This window comes from Halobacillus halophilus, from assembly GCF_020171985.1.
GTDB classification, from domain to species: domain Bacteria; phylum Bacillota; class Bacilli; order Bacillales; family Halobacillaceae; genus Halobacillus; species Halobacillus halophilus_A.
Genome location: NZ_JAIVAL010000007.1, coordinates 1 through 20514, shown reverse-complemented (window position 1 = coordinate 20514; position 20514 = coordinate 1). Strand labels below are relative to the sequence as shown.

Here is a 20514-nt window from a genome sequence, read left to right as displayed (position 1 = left end):
GGGTCAAGGAGGTTCGTCATGGATCTTGACTTGTTCTTACATCAACTGCACTTTCATAGTGACCAAGTAAATCCGGGTGACTGGGAAATCGACTGGGAAGACGGACCGCTTCCTTTTAAAGTTTACCGCGGGTTACCGGAGTTTCCGCTGCCTCATAGGGTCCCGCTTTCTTCTAAAGGGGAGTCGGGATCCTGCACAACGAATCTTTCTGCCCTGGGTGCTTTTCTCTGGTGCAGCTATGGATTGACGCAGTTCAGTCAAACCGCACTGACAGCGGGCGAAGAATCCGTGGAAACGATTCAATCTCTGCGGCGCTTCGCTCCCTCAGGCGGCGGTCTTTACCCAAATGAATTGTACATCTACTTGAAAGTGGAGGAGCTGCCGGACGGTATTTATCATTATGATGCTGCCCATCATCGTCTTCTCTTACTTCGCGAAGGAAATTTCGATTCCTATTTGAATCGCGCTCTCGGGAATCGTGCCAATCTTTCGGACGGTTTTGGTGCTATTATGATTACCACGATGTTCTGGAAGAATTTCTTTAAATATCATAATTTCTCTTATCGTTTGCAGGGACTTGACGCAGGGGCTCTTATCGCTCAGATACTTGAGGCAGGACGCTCCTTAGGTTACCAACCCCGTGTTCATTTTCAATTTCTGGATCGTGCGGTCAACCACCTGCTCGGACTTGATGACGGGGAAGAAAGTATCTATGCGGTGGTTCCTCTGTCCAGGAAAAAAGAACTCCCTATCGAAAGGGGAGTCGTGGTAAAACAAAGCGCAGAAGATCTGTGCGCTGAACTTCCAGCCCTTAAAACCAGCTATGTTCAACGCTCCGAAAACGTAAAGGAATACCCTCAAATTATAGAGGTAAACCAAAGTTCGATGATGGAGTCAACCGAAACATTCAGTACTCTCAAAAAAGGTCAGCGGAAGAAGGAGAACAGGCCGGGAATAACTCTGCCTGAAGGAGAAAAACTGAACACAAGCAACTATGAGGTATTCCGGAACCGGCATTCCCCCGAGATGGATTTTATACCGGAAAAGATCAACGCAGAGAAGCTGGCAGCACTTCTTCAGCATGCCTGTGGTTCCTTTACATGCCCGACGGGCCTTGAGGAAGCGGGTGATCCAGCCTCCCGCCTCTCTGTCTGCGGATGTTTTTATCAGGTGGAAGGGATCGATGATGGAGCGTATCGTTATGATCACCTATCTCATTCCTTAGTAAAAGTGAAAGCGGGGGACTTTCGTGCGGATCTGCAGGCAGGAATGAACATGGATTACGTTCATTTTCACCAGATCCCTATCTGTCTGCACATAGCCGGTGACCGATCTTTTTATAGAAAGGAATTCAGGCATAGAGGGTACCGGATGCTGCATATGGAAGCGGGGATGCTGATGCAGCGATTATTGCTTTCAGCAAGTGCCCTTGGGATGAACGGGCACCCCTTACTTGGATTTGATGTGAATTACTGCGACTCCCTCTATAACTTGAAAGCAACCGATCAGACCACGCTTATTCAGATACCTGTTGGATGCTATCGCCCGAAAAGCCGTCTCACGGGCGGCATGCATATGTAAACATCACTACGATGTTTCTCTCATAGGAGAAGGGTTCTGCCGGTTAAACTGAATGTTCCGCTTGATGGAGAAAAGGACAGCAGCTGCCCAGCCGGCTATAAGGACGGTATAGATCACCGCCAGCACATCTCCGCTCACAGAAAGAGACAGAAGGACCGTACGCAGATTCACTAAAATAATAAATCCGCCGGCCAGCACGCCTAGAATCACAGCCGGAATAATCCGGACCAGCCAGGCGGCAAGTGGAGCGGCCAGGACCCCGCCGATGACAAAAGCCGCCACCCACAGCCAGTTGAACTGTTCGATACCTAAGAACAGGAGAAAACCGAGGGTGGCTGAAGTGGTCACGGCAAACTCGGTCGTATCGACTGTACCGATCACTTTTCTTGGTGTTGCTCCTTTTTGTGAAAGGAGGACGGGGGTGTTGATAGGTCCCCAGCCACCGCCGCCAATGGAATCAAAGAATCCAGCCAGGAAGCCAAGTGGATATAGAAAACGTTTTTTGAGCGGCATTCTCTTCCTGTTCTCATTTGACGGGCGCAGGAAAAGAAAGCGCGCGATGATATAAACCCCGAGTAAAAGTAAGAAAGAAGAGATGAAAGGCTTAATCATATCTCCAGGCAGACTGCTTAGAAAAGCAGCTCCCAAAAAGGCGCTGACCGCTCCCGGAACGATTAAGGTCAGGGCTAATTTTTTGTCCAGATTCCCGAACTTATAATGGGAAAACCCTGAAACAGCGGTTGTGGCGATTTCAGACATATGGATGGACGAGGAGGCAATCGCGGGAGCCACTCCGTAAGCGAGCAAAAGAGAGGAAGAGCTGAGTCCAAAAGCCATTCCCAGGGCACCGTCGATCAGCTGGGCAAAAAAACCGACGAACGAAAAAATAAGTAATCTTCTCAAGTTTCATCACTCCTGTTTTTAATAATTTATTATTCTGATTGATTTACTAGGTTTTAAGTGTAAAAAAATTTAGCGGTTATGTATATTTTTATCTATAATTCCAGTAAATAGGCTATGAAAAAACCTCTTCCCTGAGGAAAGAGGTGAAAAGCTGGATAGCTTAACCTTATCTCTCAGACAATGTCTGCTGGACTGAGCACCTTCTCCAACAAGGAGAGGTTGCTGCGGGATCAACGGACCAGATTCCTTCCCCGGCTCTTTATAAGGAGTATTAAATTGTAAAATTAAGATACTATTCAATCTAAATGGGGAAGGCATGTCCTGTCAAGAATGATTTTTTAAAATACAGAATATTTAAATTAAGCATTGACATATAGTGAAAAGGGGCATAAGATTTTAATCAATCACATTTCAAAAAATTCAATCATCGTTTTCTTATCTCGAGAGGTGGAGGGACTGGCCCTTTGAAGCCTCGGCAACGGGTCGACAGACGCTGTGCCAATTCCAGCAAGCTATTACTTGAAAGATGAGAAGATGAGACGCTGGCTTATTCATGCTGTACGCCTCTCTTCTTTTTTTTCAAGAAGAGAGGTTTTTGATTTTTAGTGTGTTGTTTTGTGGGAAGGGAGGAGACAAATGACTAATCCAGCCATAACTTATGAAGCGTTCACAGGTGATCCGTTTGAAAACCTCGGCCCTGAAGGGGAAACCAAGGGAGCACTTGAGGTGCTGCAATGGGCATATGATACGTATGGTTCTTCCATAACCTACGCCTGCAGCTTCGGAGCAGAAGGGATTGTGCTCATTGATTTAATTGCAAAAGTAAAAAAAGATGCCCACATCGTATTTCTTGATACGGAAATTCACTTTCAGGAAACATACGATTTAATCGATAAGGTCAAGAAGAATTATCCTGACTTAAATATTGAAATGAAAAAACCAGAACTAACACTGGAAGAGCAGGCTGAAAAACACGGCTCAGCCTTATGGAAACGAGAGCCGGACCAATGCTGCTTTATCCGCAAAATTAAACCGCTTGAAGAAGCATTGAGCGGAGCCACCGCCTGGGTATCCGGACTGCGGCGCGAACAGTCGGTAAGCCGGAGCCACACGAATTTTATAAATAAAGATGACCGATTTGAATCCATAAAGGTATGTCCCCTTATTTACTGGACATGGGACGACGTATGGCAATATATCCGAGTAAACGACTTGGATTACAATGATTTGCACGATCAAGGATTTCCAAGTATCGGCTGTGTGCCATGTACATTTGCAGCCGACAGCGATGACCGCTCCGGACGGTGGAAAGGCTTTAACAAGACCGAATGCGGACTGCATACCACAGGAAATAACGAAAGTGAATAAAAGGAGGAAATGACATGTCTACTATTATCGCTCCCCACGGCGGGACGCTAGTCAATCAAATTAACGAAGGGGCTGATACTTCAGCCCTCTCCACAAAAATTGAGCTCGATGCCATGGCATTAAGTGATTTAGAGCTGATCGGAAACGGGGCCTATAGTCCCTTAACTGGATTTCTGAACGAGGAAGATTACCATTCGGTCGTTGAGAATATGAGACTGAAAGATGGAACACCGTGGAGCATCCCCATTACACTGCCCGTGAATAAAGATCAGGCCGATGAACTGCAGCCGGGCGAAAAGGCCGCGCTCGTGCAAAACGGAACGACTTACGGAACCATTACAATCAATGAAGTCTATCTATCTGATAAAGAAAAAGAAGCTAAGAATGTGTACTTAACGAAAGAGTCTGCGCACCCAGGTGTAAATAAACTATACGGCCGTCCGGACTATTATGTTGCCGGTGAAATTGAACTGACAAAGCGGGCGGAGAAGGAACATGAAGAGAAATTCTACCTGGACCCTGCCCAGTCGAGAGATTTATTTAAAGACCTGGGATGGAGTAAAGTGGTTGGTTTCCAAACCCGGAATCCGGTTCACCGGGCTCATGAATACATCCAGAAAGCATCCCTGGAAACCGTAGATGGGCTGTTCTTGAACCCGCTTGTCGGAGAAACGAAAAGCGACGATATTCCGAGTGATGTAAGGATGAAGAGCTACCAGGTGCTGCTTGAAAATTATTACCCGGCCAACCGCGTTGTGCTTGCTGTCTTTAGTGCGGCTATGCGTTATGCGGGTCCAAGGGAAGCCATTTTCCACAGCCTTGTCCGTAAGAACTTCGGCTGCTCACACTTCATAGTCGGCCGTGACCATGCTGGAGTAGGCGATTACTACGGAACGTATGACGCTCAGAAAATCTTCCGTCACTTTACAGAAGATGAACTGGGCATCACGCCGATGTTCTTTGAGCACAGCTTCTACTGCCAGGCGTGTGAAGCGATGGCTTCTCACAAGACGTGCCCGCATGATGCCGAACACCACGTCATCCTCTCCGGTACAAAAGTACGTGAACTGCTCAGAAATGGTGAGAAACCGCCAAAAACATTCAGTCGTCCCGAGGTCGTCGAGACACTTATTGAAGGACTTAGAGATAAACAAACAATCGATTCATAACGGAAAGGATGATGGAGATGGGCTCCAATCTAACGTGGCATGACGCATCAGTAAATGTTAATGATTACCGAAAGAAGAACGGACACCATAGCGGAGTCCTCTGGTTGACCGGTTTATCCGGATCTGGTAAATCGACAATCGCCAACTTGGTTAATCAGCAGTTGTTTCAGAAAGGACTTCAAACCTATTTATTAGACGGGGATAACATCCGTCAGGGATTGAATGGAGATCTTGGTTTTTCAGCCGAAGACCGAAAAGAAAACATACGCCGGATCGGCGAGGTCGCGAAGCTTTTTGCAGATAGTGGAACAATCGTATTGACGGCTTTTATCTCTCCTTATCAGGAAGACCGTGATCAAGTGAGGGCATTGTTTAACGAAGATGAATTCCTCGAAGTCCACGTGGATTGTCCGGTGGATGAATGTGAGAAGCGTGATCCTAAAGGGTTGTACGAGAAAGCCAGAAAAGGGGAGATCAAAGGATTTACCGGCGTAGATGCTCCGTATGAAGCACCCGTTGCCCCTGAGGTCACCCTGGAATCCGGCCAGCTCGATGAACAGGCATGCGCAGACCATCTTGTTGCTTTCTTAATTGAAAAGGGGTGGATTAAAGGATGAGCAAAGTATTTATCGTGGGGGCAGGTCCAGGAGACGTGGATCTAATTACCGTCAAAGGGTTAAAAGCCATTCAGCAGGCCGATGTCATCCTTTATGACCGTCTCGTCAATCAGGAACTCCTGGATGAAGCGGGGGAACGGGCTGAGCTTGTGTACTGCGGAAAAAGCCCGAATAATCACTCCCTTAGTCAAACGAGCATTAACGGTCTGTTATGCAAATTTGCCCTGCAGGGAAAAACAGTGACTCGTCTGAAAGGAGGAGATCCTTTCGTCTTCGGTCGGGGCGGCGAAGAGGCAGAGGCCTTATCCAAGCGCGGCATTCCATATGAAATAGTGCCTGGCATCACTTCAGGAATAGCTGCACCAGCCTATGCAGGCATCCCGGTCACTCACCGTGATCACAGTTCTTCGGTCGCTTTTATCTCGGGCGTCAGTAAGCTTGGAATCGACGAAGAAGACTATTGGGAAAGCGTTGTGAAAAGCATGGATACCCTGTGCATCTATATGGGCGTCAAAAAACTGCCTGATATTTGTGAAAGACTAATCCGTCATGGACGTTCAGCGGACACACCGATTGCGCTTGTGCAGTGGGGCACCACGGAACACCAGCAAACGGTGACGGGTACCGTTTCCACAATTGTAGAACGAGCGAAAGATATAGCCAATCCATCCATGATCGTCGTAGGGGAAGTGGTGAAACTTCGCGAGTCGCTGCAATGGTTCGAATCCCTTCCACAGCAGGAAGAAAGTCCGTTTCATCAAGTAGTGGGGTAAGAAGGAGGAAAAGTATGCAGGCCGTATTATATGTAAGCCATGGAAGCCGTGTCGAGGAAACCAGAAGCGAAGCGGTAGCCTGTATCGAAAAAGCACAGGCACATGTGAACGTTCCCTTATCCCAGATCTGTTACCTGGAGATTGCTTCTCCTAACGTCGCGGACGGAGTAAAGGAACTGGTGCAAAAAGGGGCTACTGAGATTGCGGTTATTCCTGTACTTCTTCTGTCAGCGGGTCATTATTATAAGGACCTTCCAGAGGAAATCAAACAGATGCAGGAGCGTTTTCCATCCGTGACTTTTACGTATGGAAAACCACTGGGCGTTCAGGAGCGGCTGGTGGATGTGCTGGTAGACCGGTTGAAAGCTGTAACCGACACAGAACCAACCTCATTAAATCTGCTTTTAGTAGGCCGGGGCAGCCGGAGTCCGGAAACGAAGCGGGATATTGAATCCATTGCCCACATGCTGAAAAGTAAAACCAACGCTTCAAACGTTGATGTCTGCTATTTAGCCGCATGCGGTCCCACGTTTGAAGAAGGGTTAACAACTTCCCTAAGTCGTGAAGGAGAAGGAACGGTGGTCGTTCCCTACTTATGGTTTACAGGGCTATTAATCCACTCCATGCAGGATAGAATGGAGGAACTTAAGAGAGAAGGATATTCGATTGAAATGACACACTATTTGCAGGACCACCCTGGGATAGTGGAGGCGCTCGCCGGCCGGGTAAAGGAAGCACTTCAGAACAAGGAATCGTTTCCTGTCCGGTCTTAAAGAAAGGAGTGAGGGGTATGGCATTCGCACCGCTCATGGTCCAGCTGGAAAATCGCAGGGCCGTCATTATTGGAGGGGGAAAGGTGGCTTGTAAACGAGCCCGCACATTAATTGAAAGCGGGGCGCAGGTTACGATTGTGAGCCCTCACTTAACTTCAGAACTGCGTGCCATGGTTGAGGATGCTGAAGTCGTCTGGAAGAAGAAAACCTTCCAGCCTAAGGATATAAGAGAAGCTTACATAGTGGTGATTGCAACTGATAACGAACGCGTGAACGAACAGGTATGGCAATCTTCCTCAAGCATTCCGCTCGTTAATGTCACCGGACAGGCGGAACGAGGCAACCTTCAGTTTCCAGGTCATATTAAACGCGGCAGACTATCGATCGCGGTTTCGACGGGAGGAGCGAGCCCAAAGCTTTCGGCCCGAATGAAAGAGGAACTCGAGCATAAGTATGATCATACTTATGAGGACTATGTTGACTTCTTGTACACATGCCGCTTGTACATTAAACGATCCCGTCTTTCGAGTGAAGAGAAACAGGAAATCCTTAAACAGCTCGTAGAGGAAGATTATGGGAATGAAGCGAAGCAGCAGCACATGCTGAAATGGCTTAAGCAGACAGAAGGAGGGGATCGCGATGAGTGAACTGCAAGGAAAGCGGGTGGCCGTAGCCGCTGATCGAAGAGCGGAAGAAATCGGAACGCTGATCCGGAATTTCGGCGGTGAACCAGTCGTTTATTCCATTCAGGGAAAAATGAACCTGGATGAATCCACAAGTGCAGGCAACGTCCGCGATTTGATCTCAGGTTCCTTTGATTGGGTGATCTTAACGACAGGAATCGGAGCCAGAACGCTTGCCGACTCGGCTCTAAAGAACGAGGTGCATGAGGATTTTATAGAAAAATTAAGAACCAGTCGTCTGGCCATACGAGGCAAGAAAACAACGGACTGGATGAAAGAACATCAACTGCAGCCGGACCGACTGGCTGCTGATGGTACGATGGCTGAGCTGATGAAGGAACTGAGTGGGGAGCCGGAGCGGGGAACCGTATTTCTTCAAGCATATAACCTTGACGATGCGAAGTGGAAATTGACCCTGGAAGAAATGGGTTATGAGGTTTATCTCTCTCAGCCTTACTCATTTGAACCACCGAAAACAGCCAATCTTCAGGAATTAAAAATGGAGATTTTTGATCAATCCGCTCAGGCGGTTATATTTACAAGTAAAACACAAGTGAAAAATTTATTTGAGGATAAGGAAGATCAGGAAACCTTAATTCGCAAGTTTAATGACCAGGTACTGGCGGTTGCGGTTGGGAAAGTAACAGCGAAAGAGCTGGAAGATCAGGGAATTACTGAAGTTCTCCAGCCGGAAAATCAGAAGATGGGGGCCATGGTGGTTAAACTGAATCAATACTTTAAACAGCTGACCCAAAGTTATTAATCGATTTTTTACAGGAGGTGGATTTTTTGCCATTAGAGGTTATGAACAGCCCATTTAATCAGGATCAAGCGGATCTGTTAAACCGTTTACTGCCGACGTTGAATGAAAAGCAGAAGATATGGCTGAGCGGTTATTTATCCAGTGCAGCCACTGAAGCTGATACGGCGGTTCAAGTCCCGGAAGCGGGCGGACAGATCCAGGAAACAACAGTGGAAGCGACGAGAGAAATTACAATCTTATTCGGATCTCATACTGGCAATTGTCAGGCGCTAGCTGATGAATATGCAGCTAAATTAAAAGAGCAGGACTATCAAGTTACGGTATCATCGATGGATGATTTCAAACCGAAAGCGCTCAAGAAAGTAGAAGATCTGCTGGTACTTACGAGCACACATGGAGATGGGGATCCACCGGATAATGCCCTTTCTTTCTACGATTTTCTATTCAGCAAACGTGCTCCGAAACTGGACGGTGTGCGATTCTCTGTTCTTTCTTTAGGGGACAGTTCGTATGAATTCTTCTGTCAAACAGGTAAAGATATTGATCAGAAGCTTGAGGAACTCGGAGCAGAGCGGATTTATCCTAGAGTCGACTGTGACCTTGACTTTGAAGAACCGGCCGGTGAATGGTTTGATGGCGTACTCGCTTTATTAAATGAGCAGAAGTCGGCAGGTGGCAGCCAGACTCCAACTGGCAATACCCAGACAGTTCAAGCGGATGATACGCCGGTTTATTCCCGTGCCCATCCTTTTCAGGCGGAGATTCTGGAAAACATAAATTTAAATGGACGCGGGTCCAATAAAGAAACGCGTCATCTGGAGCTTGATTTGGAAGGCTCAAACCTTTCTTATGAACCAGGAGACAGTTTGGCGATTTTCCCGGAAAATGATGAAGCGCTTGTCGATCAACTGATTAAGGAAATGGACTGGAATCCAGAGGAATCCGTGCCGATCAATAAGGACGGGGAAATCCGTTCCTTAAGAGAAGCGCTCCTTTCGACGTATGAAACGACTTGTTTAACAAAACCTTTACTTGAAAAAGCACAGACACTGACGGATAACGAACAGCTGAAGGAGCTGCTTGAGGATTCTGAGCAGTGGAAAGCCTATATTTATGGGCGGGATCTGCTTGATTTTGTTCAGGATTTTGGTCCGTGGAAAGGGACCGTGCAGGACTTCATCGGTATCCTCCGTAAAATTCCTGTCCGCCTGTATTCCATTGCGAGCAGTCAGGCCGCAAATCCTGAGGAGGTTCATCTGACCATTGGTGCTCTGCGATATGAGGCCCACGGTCGCAACCGGTTAGGTGTCTGCTCCATTCAGTGCGCTGAGCGCGCGAATCACGGCGATCAGCTGTCTGTTTTTGTCCAGAAAAATCCGAACTTCAAACTTCCGGAAAATCCTGAGGCACCGGTGCTTATGATTGGAGCCGGCACAGGGGTCGCCCCGTACCGTTCCTTCCTTGAAGAACGAGAGGAAATGGAAGCACCCGGAAAGAACTGGCTGTTCTTCGGCGAACAGCATTTCGTGAGCGATTTTCTATACCAGGTCGAGTGGCAGCGCTGGTTAAATGAAGGCGTCTTAACGAACATGGATGTTGCTTTTTCACGTGATAACGAAGAAAAAGTTTACGTGCAGCACCGCCTCCTTGAGAAAAGCGCAGAAGTCTATCAATGGCTCCAGGACGGGACGTATGTGTATGTATGCGGTGATGAAAAGTATATGGCGAAGGATGTTCATGAAGCTTTAATCACGATTGCTGAAAAAGAAGGTAACATGTCCCGTGAAGATGCGGAATCTTATATCGATAAATTAAGAAAAGAAAAACGCTATCAGCGCGATGTTTATTAATAGAGAAGGGAAAGGAGCGATAGGATGAGTAAAGAAAGAGACAGTCAGCAGCATGGTCCTCCTAGTGAAATGGAAGGGATTAAGAAAGAAAGCCGGTATTTACGGGGCTCGCTTGTCGAGAGTCTGCAAAATCCAATTACCGGCAGTGTGCCGGATTCAGATACAAAACTGATGAAGTTCCACGGCAGTTATATGCAGGATGACCGGGATGTGAGGCAGGAGCGTAAGCAGCAGAAGCTTGAGCCTGCTTATCAATTTATGACGCGTGTCCGCTTACCGGGCGGAGTGGCGACGCCGGAGCAGTGGCTCGTGATGGATGAGATTGCCAACACGTATGGCCATCATACACTGAAGCTGACCACCCGGCAGACGTTCCAAACGCACGGCGTGTTGAAATGGAATATGAAAAAGCAGATTCAAATGATCAACGATTCGCTGATGGATACGATTGCTGCCTGCGGCGATGTAAACCGAAATGTCATGTGTAATGCGAATCCTTATCAATCGGATATTCATGGCGAAATATTTGAATGGTCGAAAAAGGTAAGTGAACACTTGCTCCCGCGCACGCAGGCGTATCATGAGATTTGGCTGGATGGAGAAAAAGTGGAAGACAGCAAGGACGAATACGAGGTCGAACCTATTTACGGATCGCTTTATCTGCCGCGTAAATTCAAAATCGGAATCGCCGTACCGCCTTCCAATGACATTGATGTCTATTCCCAGGATCTTGGTTTTATTGCGATCGTGGAAAACAATGAGCTGAAAGGCTTTAATGTGGCTGTCGGCGGCGGTATGGGGATGACACACGGCGACACGAATACGTATCCGCAAGTGTCACGTGTGATCGGATTCTGCGAGCCTGAAAAAATTGTCGATGTGGCTGAGAAAATATTAACGATCCAGCGTGACTACGGAAATCGGTCGGAAAGAAAAAATGCCCGGTTCAAATATACGGTGGATCGCCATGGACTTGACTGGGTGCGTCAGGAACTTCATGACCGCCTCGGCTGGGAACTTGAAGAAGAGCGTTCTTATACGTTCGACCATAATGGCGACCGCTATGGATGGGTTGAAGGCGATGGTCTATGGCATCTTACGTTATTTATCCAAAACGGACGTATCAAGGATTCCGAGGACAATCAGGTTATGGCGGGTCTTCGCGAAATTGCGAAAGTTCATGACGGCGAATTCCGTCTCACTCCGAACCAGAACGTGATCATTGCGCGCGTGGAAGAAGAGAAAAAGCAGGAAATAGATGAGCTGGCAGAACAGTACGGCCTGACTGACGGCCGCTACAACTCAGCCCTGCGCAGAAATTCGATGGCTTGTGTCGCTTTTCCAACGTGCGGACTTGCGATGGCGGAATCAGAACGCTACCTGCCATCCTTAATTGATAAAATGGATGATGTGATTGATGAAGCGGGTCTTCAGGATGAGGAAATTGTGATCCGAATGAGCGGCTGCCCTAACGGCTGTTCACGACCGGCGCTCAGTGAGATCGGTTTTATTGGAAAAGGACCTGGCAAGTATAATATGTATTTAGGCGGAGGTTTCACAGGAAATCGTCTGAATAAGCTGTATAAAGAAAACATTGGCGAAGAAGAGATTCTAGGAACGATCAAACCGATGCTGTTCGAATACGCGAAAGAGCGACAGGAGAATGAGCATTTCGGGGATTATGTCATTCGCGCCGGCTACATTGAAGAAGTGCAGTCCGGTCTGGATTTTCATCCTTAATATAGAGCAATAATAGCAATCAAGCTGGATCCGGTGGGAGCCAGCTTGATTGTTTATTATCAGAGTAATTAAATTAGACCGTGAACACGTGCGTGATTTTCGCTTTAGGGTTTTTAGCTAAATAGGTTTTTTTAGCGGTTTCCCGATGAGGCGCGTAGATGGTTGCTTTTTTTATAACGCCGCCGGTTACCTGGTGATAAATAATGTATTTTCCGTTCATATAACTCCATCCCATCTCAGAGAATTTTTATTCGTATCTAGTATGGGTAGATCGGACTGAATTTATAACTAAGGTTTATTATAGGGTAATCCAACAGTAAAGCTCCCGTTACTTGATGACTCAGTTTAGAGATATTTGGGTTGAGAGGACAGTCCTGCGGGGGATGATTTCGCTTTCCGTGGGCATGTGGTAAGCTTCCTCAGGCTTCGCCTTCCGGGATCTTACCGATCATGTTTATCCCACAGGAGTCTCCATCATCCCCCTCCGGACTTGCCAAATCAGAAACTCGAAATCCTGCAAAAATGCATCCTATAATTAACCGGAGAACAAAAGAACATCTAGCTTATTTAAGTGTACAATCCCTGATATATAAGGGTTTTAGACTTATCCAGAACGATCACCTCACTTATAGAAGTGTCCGTTTCAATCCGTTGATGAGCGGCTTATGTCTCGAGTGTCTGGGTGATGGAACTAGACGAGTTGTTTCCACATCCATCCCTCCTCTATATGAAGTAAAGGACCAAAAACATCTCGAAGTCGATTCTTCAACTATCCGGCCCTATTGTGTAATAAGTCTTCGATATAACCGTCCATGACTTTTACAGAGGCTATAGGTATGTAAGGAGTTGAATTGTCTGATGATAGGCCGGTGTAGGGGTTTGAACGGTTCTTCCGATGGGAACATATCTGTGAATTTAAAAAGGAGTGGAATAAAATGGGTAAATTTATACAAGTAGAACAGAATGTTAACGTATTTGTAGAAGATATAGGCGAAGGACAGCCAATCGTTTTTATCCACGGCTGGCCATTGAATCACAAAATGTTTGAATACCAGATGAACGAGCTGCCAAAGCAAGGCTACCGCTTCATTGGCATAGACCTGAGAGGGTATGGCCAATCGGACAAACCCGCATCTGGTTACGATTACGATACCTTTGCTCACGACATTAAAGTCGTAGTTGAGGAATTGAAGCTCGAGAACTTCTTCCTGTTAGGATTCTCCATGGGCGGACCAATCAGCATACGCTACGCTTCGAAGTATGCGAATGATCAGCTGGCTCAATTAATTCTGGCCGGAGCTGCAGCACCAAGCTTCACTCAGCGTGACGGTTATCCATATGGCATGAAAAAAGAAGACGTGAACGGACTCATTTATGCGATTCAAAATGACCGTCCTGCAGCCTTAACGGAATTCGGCAGCAACTTCTATTATTCCCAAATCTCAGAACCGCTTAAAGAATGGTTCCTTGGCCTGGCTCTTGAAGCTTCTTCCTATGGTACCATTGCAAGTGCTGAATCGCTTCGTGATGAAGATCTTCGCGATGAACTCAGCTCCATTAACGTTCCTACACTGCTGCTGCACGGGACCAATGACGAAATCTGTGATTATCAATTTTCCAAACAATTAGAGGAAGGGATCGATCAAGCAACGCTTGTTTCCTTTGAAAACAGTGGTCATGGTTTGATTTATGACCAGAAAGAGAAGTTTAATGAAGAACTGCTTAAATTAATTAAATAAGAAATGAAAAGGGCGATTTCTTACGCAGAAATCGTCTTTTTTAAAAATCCATATTCTGTCTTTCCAAAGTCATAGTTGATATACTCAATTTAACGACAAGGAGAAGGGAATGAAGTGATATGTCGAAACCAGTGATTGGCTTTATTGGAACAGGCGTAATGGGGAAAAGTATGGTACGCAATCTGATGAAAGCAGGTTTCCCAGTACAGATGTTTACACGGACGAAAGAGAAAGCTGAAGAATTGTTAAGTGAAGGGGCACAGTGGCAGGAAAATCCGGCTGCGCTTGCGAAAGAAGCAGAAATAATCATTACGATGGTAGGCTATCCAAGTGATGTGAAAGAAGTGTACTTCGGGGAAGATGGAATTATACATAATGCAAAAGAAGGAACGTACGTGGTCGATATGACCACCTCTTCTCCACAGCTGGCCGAAGAGATATACGAAAAAACAAGGGACCGCGGTCTTCATGCTTACGACGCTCCGGTTTCCGGGGGAGACACAGGGGCGAAGCAGGGAAAACTAACAATTATGGCAGGTGGAGAAGCTGACCATTTTGAGGAATTACTTCCCGTATTTCAAGTGATGGGAGAGAATGTGGTGCTTCAAGGGCCGGCAGGAGCGGGCCAGCATACGAAAATGTGCAACCAAATTGGCATTGCTTCCAATATGATGGGGGTGGTCGAAGCCATTACGTATGCTGAAAAAGCCGGATTAGATCCAAAAACGGTGCTGAAGTCAATTGAATTCGGAGCTGCGGGAAGCTGGTCGTTATCCAACTTGGGACCACGAATGATCAATGATGATTTTGACCCTGGCTTTTACGTAAAACACTTTATTAAAGATATGGAAATTGCCATTCAATCAGCGGATCAGATGGAGCTGCCGGTTCCCGGCCTTAAGCTTGCAAAATCGCTTTATGACGAACTGAGTAAAGCGGGCGGAAGCAACGATGGAACACAGGCGCTCTACAAATACTATAAAATGATGGCCGCGCAATAATGGAGTAAGGAGTCTCTGGAGATCCCAGAGACTCCTTTTTATAGGCCAAAAGTTTTTTAGCTGGTTTTTTGTGGAATTCGGAGGATATTGGGTAAAAAGGAGAGAGGGGATTGTATGTTATTTGATGGGTGGAACGGTGTGATACGAATCATCATCATGGCGCTTACCGTTTATCCTGCGTTAATTTTTATGCTGAGAATATCAGGTAAACGAACATTATCAAAAATGAATATGTTCGATATGGTCATTACGGTAGCGATTGGTTCGGTGGTCGCATCCGTCATGTTATCGAACAAAATGACGATTGTAGAGGGGCTTACTGGACTGGGCATGCTGATTGTACTTCAATTTGCCGTAACATGGCTTGAAGTACGGTCTGAAGGATTTACATCTCTTATCAAAGGAGAACCTCAGCTTCTTCTGTATCATGGGCAGTACATGGAGAAGGTCCTTAAGAAAGAACGCGTAAAGAAAGATGAAGTAAGGCAGGCCATTAGAGCAGGTGGTCTGGCATCCGTAGAAGAAGCAGAAGCTGTTGTACTTGAGACGGATGGAACATTTTCCGTGATTAAACACAAACATCAGAACGGCCAAAGTTCCCTGAAAGACGTTGAGGGATGGAGTAGAAATAGTGAATAAGGAAAAAAAACCCACCTCAGGTCATCCAGATTCTGGATGACCTGAGGTGGGTTTTTTTGGTTATTACTCAATTTGTATTCGAGCTGAAACTTTTGGAGATTCGCGTGGTAATGGGATCATATTTTTCTTTTTGGCTATCAGGATAGGTGATCGTAAGGCTATTAAGTTGGCTTTCACCAAGATAGAACTTAGAGTAAGTTATTTGGTCTCCCGATTTATAAGATAAAACAAACCAGTCATCTGTCTTTTTCTGATAAGCGATATTTTTAAGTTCAGCAGTAGCCTCATTATAATAATCGTCAATATCTTTCGAGGGGTCCAAGACGTGAGCTCCATAAGCGGTCAACTCGAGACCATCATTGCTATAGAGCTCTACACCATCTCCATTTGTAGGAGGAGGAGCCATCGATAGAAAGTCTGGGTATTCAAATGAGAAACCAAAACGCTCATTGCTATAAGTGGTGTAAGTCATATCTGGTTCTTTCTCCTGTTCTTTTTCTGTTTCTTCTTCATTAGAAGGTTCAGAGGCGTCGTTCTCCTCATAAGACTCCTCTTGTTTTGCTGACTCTTCCTGGTCTGGAGAGGTTTCTTGTTTAATTTCTTTATCATTCTCTGTTTCTGACTCTTGGGCAGATTCCTTTGCACTCTCCTCAGCTTCTGAAGCCTCTGGTTCAGGTTCTTTTGTTAGTTGGGAATCTTTACTTTCTTCCAGAAGACTTTCCAGCTCGTTTTGTAAATGACTTAGCTGCGACTGGTAACTTTGAAGAGAAGGGTGCTTCTCCAGTTTACCTTTCAGCTTCTCATAAGTTTGTTTGGCGTTCTCCGTGTTGCCTTTCTCGATATCCTGCTCCAATTTATGCAAATAATTTTCCAAAGAAGCTGTTAATTCCCTTTCCTTTAGAATTTTTTCTTTCATTTTTTCAGCTTCTTTTTGAACGGTATCTAATCCCTGATTCACTTCCAATACCAGCTCCAAAGAAGTTAACGTCTGGTCATAGGCTTGCTGATTATAGGATTCATTGGCCTCGTCCATAGCAGTTGCCTGCTGATAATAAGCGTTTGCTTCCTTGTCATCCTCCTCCTGCTTAGCCCGTTCAAAGTAAACGGCAGCTTGATGATATTCTTCATTCCCAAGACTTTCGATGCCTTGATCCATCGCTTGATCATATTCCTCATTGGAACACGCTGATAATAGAAATAAGGTCAATAAGATGCTATGTAAATATTTCTTCATACAGGTTTTGGGCCCCCTTCCTTGGTTTTCCATTTTATCAGAAATAGAACTTTTGTACGATCACTTTTAGGGGATTTTATGGAATAACTTTCCACCTCAGGTCATCCATATTATGGATGACCTGAGGTGGAAGGTTATGGGGGAATTTAGTCGAGAATTTCTGTTGACCAATTCGGTCAATAGGAGTAAGATGTAATTGACCGAACTGGTCAACAGATGGGAGGGAAGGTATGGAACCAAAATTCCTTGCTTTAGAGCAAGAAAAACAGGATCGTATTTTAAATGCGGCTATGAAAGAATTTGCTCAAAATGGATATAAAAATACATCAACCAATAATATTGTAAAACAAGCTGGTATATCGAAAGGGCTTTTATTTCATTACTTTACCAATAAAAAAGAATTATATTTAACGTTGTATGACTACTTTGTTGAACTCTTTTTAAAGGAAATGCAGCTGAAAGTCGATTGGGAAGACAAAGATATTTTCAGCAGGCACCGGCAGATCGCTGCTTTAAAAATCAAGCTTTTTCATCAGTATGAGCATATATTTAACTTTCTTAATGCAGCTATGAGTGAGGATTCACGGGAGGTTAAAAGTGAACTGAACAGCCGCAAAGAAAAATTTATCAACCATAATTACCGTGAAATGCTCCAGGATATAGACAGGTCAAAATTCAAAGAAGACTTAGACGTATCCAGAACCATCGAAATCATCATCTGGTCAATTGAAGGATTTGCTTATAAGCAGCAGGCTAAATTTAAAGGCTTGAGTATTGAAGAAATAGATTTGAAAGAAACTTTGCGGGAGCTGGATCGTTATATTGAAGTTCTCAAGTATTCTTTTTATAAGTAAAACGCTTTTACAAAAAAGGAGGATGGATCATGTCTGTACTACGTACTAAAAAGCTCACCAAAAAATTCGGCGATTTCAAAGCGCTCGATGGAGTGAATATTGAGGTGAATAAAGGAGAGGTGTACGGTTTTATCGGTCCGAACGGAGCGGGTAAATCTACGACCATTCGTGTTCTGCTCGGTATGTTAAAAGCTACAGAAGGAGAAGCTGAAATCTTCGGAATGGATGCCTGGAAAGATGCTGTGGAGATTCATAAACGTCTGGCTTATGTTCCGGGAGATGTGAATCTATGGCCGAATTTAACAGGCGGAGAAGTCATTGACCTTTTTGTAAAACTGAGGGGTGGAAACCCATCGAACAGGAGAGATCAGCTGATCGAGAAGTTCGATCTGGATCCTTCTAAAAAGTGCGGAACTTACTCGAAAGGTAATCGTCAGAAGGTAGCCTTGATTGCAGCTTTGGCTTCTGAGGCGGATCTTTATATTCTCGATGAACCTACTTCCGGGCTCGATCCGCTTATGGAACGAGTCTTCCAGGAAAGCGTAGCGGAGCTTAAAAAGGAAGGAAAGAGTATTCTGTTATCGAGCCACATTCTCTCGGAAGTCGAAAAGTTATGCGACCGGATTGGTATTATTCGTCAGGGACAGATGATTGAAACGGGGTCCTTAAAAGAGATGCGTCATTTAACGAGAACTCATCTTCTGATTGAAACGAAACAGCCCATTCCTTCCTTAGAAGATTTCCCTGGCGTGCACGATGTGAAAGAAAAAGATCGTGCCCTTTCGTTCCAAGTGGATACCGAACAGCTGGACGAGGTGATCAAGCATATCAGCTCCTACGAGGTTGTGAAGCTTGAGAGCGCTCCCCCAACATTAGAGGACCTGTTTATGCGTCATTATGAATCCGGAGGCACAGGAGACGGAGGTGAAGCGTAATGTTTAAGCAAATGTCGAGTAAAACAGGGGTGCTCAGCCGCTTTCTACTGCGGCAGGACCGTTTCCGAATACCTATCTGGCTGCTGTCGCTTTCCGGAATTACCTTGCTGACGGCCCAGGCCTTCACGGGGTTATATGCTACTGAAGAAAATCGACAGACCATAGCCCAGACCATGGTTAATCCTGCGATGACCGCTATGGTTGGAAAAGGTTATGGCCTTGATGATTATACGTTCGGCGCTATGCTTGCCCATCAGATGCTGCTTTTCACTGCAGTTACCGTAGCCATTATGAGTATCTTACTCGTAGCTCGTCACACCCGTGCAGAAGAAGAGGATGGTCGTCTTGAATTAATCCGTTCCCTGCCTGCCGGACGCTTAGCGAGTCTGAATGCTACTTTAATTGTGGTGATCGGAGTCAACATCCTGCTTGCGCTTCTGACAGCTGCCGGCTTGTATGCATTAGGAATAGAAAGCATCGATTTAGCAGGCTCTTTCTTATATGGAGCAGCGTTAGGCGCTACAGGAATCATATTCTCTGCCATTACCGCTTTTTTCTCTCAGTTGTCCGAAAGCTCGCGTGGAACGATCGGCCTGTCGTTTGCAGCACTAGGCGCAGCTTACTTTATTCGGGCTATTGGAGATGTGAGTAATGAGACGCTTTCCTGGTTATCGCCTCTCGGCTGGGTTACAGGTACGGAAGTGTATGTCAATGATTACTGGTGGCCGGTACTGCTGACTCTTGGAGTATCTCTTATTCTTATTCTGGTGTCTTTGTATATCAATTCCATTCGCGACCTGGATGCAGGCTTTTTACCATCAAGACCTGGTAAAACCAGAGCCTCCGCTGCCCTGCAAAGCCCTATAGGACTTGCGCTTCGAATGCAGCGTACCGGAATTATCGCCTGGGCTGTCGGCGTGTTGTTAATTGGTGCTTCTTATGGATCAATCTTTGGTGATTTAGATACGTTTTTTGAAGATATGGAGATTATGAAAGATTTATTGAGTGGATTGGAAGGCGGCTCGTTAACGGAGCAGTTTATTGCAAAGCTGATGTCGATTATCGCTATGATCTGTACAATCCCTGCACTTATGGCTGTTTTTAAGCTGAGAGGGGAGGAGAAAAAAGGGCGAACGGAGCATTTATTAGGAAGAGCCGTTTCACGGAACCGGCTGCTTGCAAGCTACATGCTGATCTCCTTAATCGTTGGGTTTGTCATGTTATCCCTCGCAGCCCTTGGCCTCGGCTCAGCAGCTATGGCGGTATTGGAAGATGGACCTTCACTCGCCACCATCTATGGTGCTGCGATGGTTTATATGCCGGCTCTTGGGATATTCATTGGGCTCGCTGTTCTTTTGACAGGCTTACTGCCGAAATTTACCGGCATCACATGGCTGTACCTTGGCTATTCCTTTTTCGTAGTTTATTTAGGAGGAGTTTTTCAATTCGATGAATGGGTAGGGAATCTGACTCCGTTCGGACACGTCCCTGAAGTTCCCATTGAAGATGTAAATTCACTCGTGCTTATTGTGCTCACCATAATAGCTGCCGTCTTAATGATTGGCGGATTTATCAGCTATCGGCGTCGTGATATACAAGGGTAAAATGTCCATTTAAAAGACGCTTTTCTATATGAAAAGCGTCTTTTTTTTATTGACTCTTTAAAAGATTATGGGTGATTTTTCAGAAGAGACTTATTACACAATAGGGCCGATTAGTTGAAGACTCAGTTTCGAGATATTGTGTGGAGAAAGGGGCTCCAGGGAACGGCTAGCTTTCCGCGGGCATGTGCTGAGCTTCCTCGGGCTTAACAGCCCTGCGGGATCTCACCGATCATGTTCATCCCGCAGGAGTCTTCACCGTTCCCTTCCGCCCCTTTACGATTATGGGGA

19 protein-coding genes and 2 riboswitches are annotated in these 20514 nt (G+C 45.8%); of the genes, 16 read left to right on the top strand and 3 right to left on the bottom strand.

Annotated features, from left to right (window positions below; all coding sequences use genetic code 11):
• Positions 1-18 precede the first annotated feature (18 nt).
• Positions 19-1581 (top strand): SagB family peptide dehydrogenase, encoded by a 1563-nt coding sequence (locus LCM11_RS12390; protein WP_224894602.1) that lies wholly within the window; start codon positions 19-21, stop codon positions 1579-1581.
• A gap of 6 nt (positions 1582-1587) precedes the next feature.
• On the opposite strand, the gene LCM11_RS12385 is transcribed toward LCM11_RS12390, so the two are convergent.
• Positions 1588-2484 carry a sulfite exporter TauE/SafE family protein gene (locus tag LCM11_RS12385; protein ID WP_224894601.1) on the bottom strand — a complete coding sequence of 299 codons (897 nt, stop codon included), beginning with the start codon at positions 2482-2484 and terminating at the stop codon, positions 1588-1590.
• A gap of 163 nt (positions 2485-2647) precedes the next feature.
• Positions 2648-2752, bottom strand: a riboswitch (SAM riboswitch).
• A gap of 164 nt (positions 2753-2916) precedes the next feature.
• Positions 2917-3017: riboswitch (SAM riboswitch) on the top strand.
• Positions 3018-3120: 103 nt separating this feature from the next.
• On the opposite strand from LCM11_RS12385, the gene LCM11_RS12380 reads away from it, so the two are divergent.
• Genes LCM11_RS12380 through cysI form a run of 9 tightly spaced genes read left to right on the top strand, consistent with a single transcriptional unit; the run spans position 3121 to position 12220 of the window.
• A complete protein-coding gene (locus tag LCM11_RS12380) occupies positions 3121-3852 on the top strand; it encodes a phosphoadenylyl-sulfate reductase (protein WP_224894600.1) in 732 nt (243 codons plus the stop codon).
• A 14-nt stretch (positions 3853-3866) separates the two neighbouring features.
• A complete protein-coding gene (gene sat, locus LCM11_RS12375; RefSeq protein WP_224894599.1) occupies positions 3867-5021 on the top strand; it encodes a sulfate adenylyltransferase in 1155 nt (384 codons plus the stop codon).
• A gap of 17 nt (positions 5022-5038) precedes the next feature.
• Positions 5039-5638 carry an adenylyl-sulfate kinase gene (gene cysC, locus LCM11_RS12370; protein WP_224894598.1) on the top strand — a complete coding sequence of 200 codons (600 nt, stop codon included), beginning with the start codon at positions 5039-5041 and terminating at the stop codon, positions 5636-5638.
• On the top strand, positions 5635-6411 hold the full coding sequence (gene cobA / locus LCM11_RS12365; RefSeq protein WP_224894597.1) for a uroporphyrinogen-III C-methyltransferase: 777 nt from the start codon (positions 5635-5637) through the stop codon (positions 6409-6411). Before cysC ends, cobA begins: the two co-directional genes overlap by 4 nt.
• A complete protein-coding gene (locus tag LCM11_RS12360) occupies positions 6354-7184 on the top strand; it encodes a sirohydrochlorin chelatase (RefSeq protein ID WP_224894596.1) in 831 nt (276 codons plus the stop codon). The genes cobA and LCM11_RS12360 overlap by 58 nt, the downstream gene beginning before the upstream one ends.
• A gap of 17 nt (positions 7185-7201) precedes the next feature.
• Positions 7202-7831 carry an NAD(P)-binding protein gene (locus LCM11_RS12355; RefSeq protein ID WP_224894595.1) on the top strand — a complete coding sequence of 210 codons (630 nt, stop codon included), beginning with the start codon at positions 7202-7204 and terminating at the stop codon, positions 7829-7831.
• Positions 7824-8630, top strand: a complete 807-nt coding sequence (locus LCM11_RS12350) for a uroporphyrinogen-III synthase (protein WP_224894594.1) — start codon at positions 7824-7826, stop codon at positions 8628-8630. The genes LCM11_RS12355 and LCM11_RS12350 overlap by 8 nt, the downstream gene beginning before the upstream one ends.
• A 26-nt stretch (positions 8631-8656) precedes the next feature.
• Entirely contained in the window at positions 8657-10480 is a 1824-nt protein-coding gene (locus tag LCM11_RS12345; RefSeq protein ID WP_224894593.1) for an assimilatory sulfite reductase (NADPH) flavoprotein subunit, read from the top strand.
• A gap of 24 nt (positions 10481-10504) precedes the next feature.
• Entirely contained in the window at positions 10505-12220 is a 1716-nt protein-coding gene (gene cysI / locus LCM11_RS12340) for an assimilatory sulfite reductase (NADPH) hemoprotein subunit (RefSeq protein WP_224894592.1), read from the top strand.
• A gap of 73 nt (positions 12221-12293) precedes the next feature.
• On the opposite strand, the gene LCM11_RS12335 is transcribed toward cysI, so the two are convergent.
• A complete protein-coding gene (locus LCM11_RS12335; protein ID WP_175477859.1) occupies positions 12294-12440 on the bottom strand; it encodes a hypothetical protein in 147 nt (48 codons plus the stop codon).
• Between the two features lie 715 nt (positions 12441-13155).
• Here LCM11_RS12335 and LCM11_RS12330 point away from each other — a divergent pair.
• From LCM11_RS12330 to LCM11_RS12320, 3 genes are all read left to right on the top strand, one after another.
• Positions 13156-13959: an alpha/beta fold hydrolase gene (locus LCM11_RS12330; protein WP_224894591.1), complete on the top strand. Its 804-nt coding sequence runs from the start codon at positions 13156-13158 to the stop codon at positions 13957-13959.
• Between the two features lie 119 nt (positions 13960-14078).
• Complete coding sequence (locus LCM11_RS12325; protein WP_224894590.1) at positions 14079-14960, top strand: NAD(P)-dependent oxidoreductase; 882 nt, start codon at positions 14079-14081, stop codon at positions 14958-14960.
• A gap of 114 nt (positions 14961-15074) precedes the next feature.
• Positions 15075-15599, top strand: coding sequence for a DUF421 domain-containing protein (locus LCM11_RS12320; protein ID WP_224894589.1), 525 nt, complete (start codon positions 15075-15077; stop codon positions 15597-15599).
• A 67-nt stretch (positions 15600-15666) separates the two neighbouring features.
• Here the strand turns inward: LCM11_RS12320 and LCM11_RS12315 are convergent, their stop codons facing one another.
• The gene (locus tag LCM11_RS12315) at positions 15667-16833 is read right to left on the bottom strand and encodes a hypothetical protein (RefSeq protein WP_224894588.1); all 1167 of its coding nucleotides are present in this window, start codon (positions 16831-16833) and stop codon (positions 15667-15669) included.
• Positions 16834-17063: 230 nt separating this feature from the next.
• Between LCM11_RS12315 and LCM11_RS12310 the strand changes: the two genes are divergently transcribed.
• The 3 genes from LCM11_RS12310 to LCM11_RS12300 are packed head-to-tail and all read left to right on the top strand — an operon-like array spanning position 17064 to position 20226.
• Complete coding sequence (locus tag LCM11_RS12310) at positions 17064-17687, top strand: TetR/AcrR family transcriptional regulator (protein ID WP_224894587.1); 624 nt, start codon at positions 17064-17066, stop codon at positions 17685-17687.
• A gap of 29 nt (positions 17688-17716) precedes the next feature.
• Complete coding sequence (locus LCM11_RS12305) at positions 17717-18622, top strand: ABC transporter ATP-binding protein (protein WP_224894586.1); 906 nt, start codon at positions 17717-17719, stop codon at positions 18620-18622.
• The gene (locus tag LCM11_RS12300; RefSeq protein WP_224894585.1) at positions 18622-20226 is read left to right on the top strand and encodes an ABC transporter permease; all 1605 of its coding nucleotides are present in this window, start codon (positions 18622-18624) and stop codon (positions 20224-20226) included. Before LCM11_RS12305 ends, LCM11_RS12300 begins: the two co-directional genes overlap by 1 nt.
• Positions 20227-20514 lie beyond the last annotated feature (288 nt).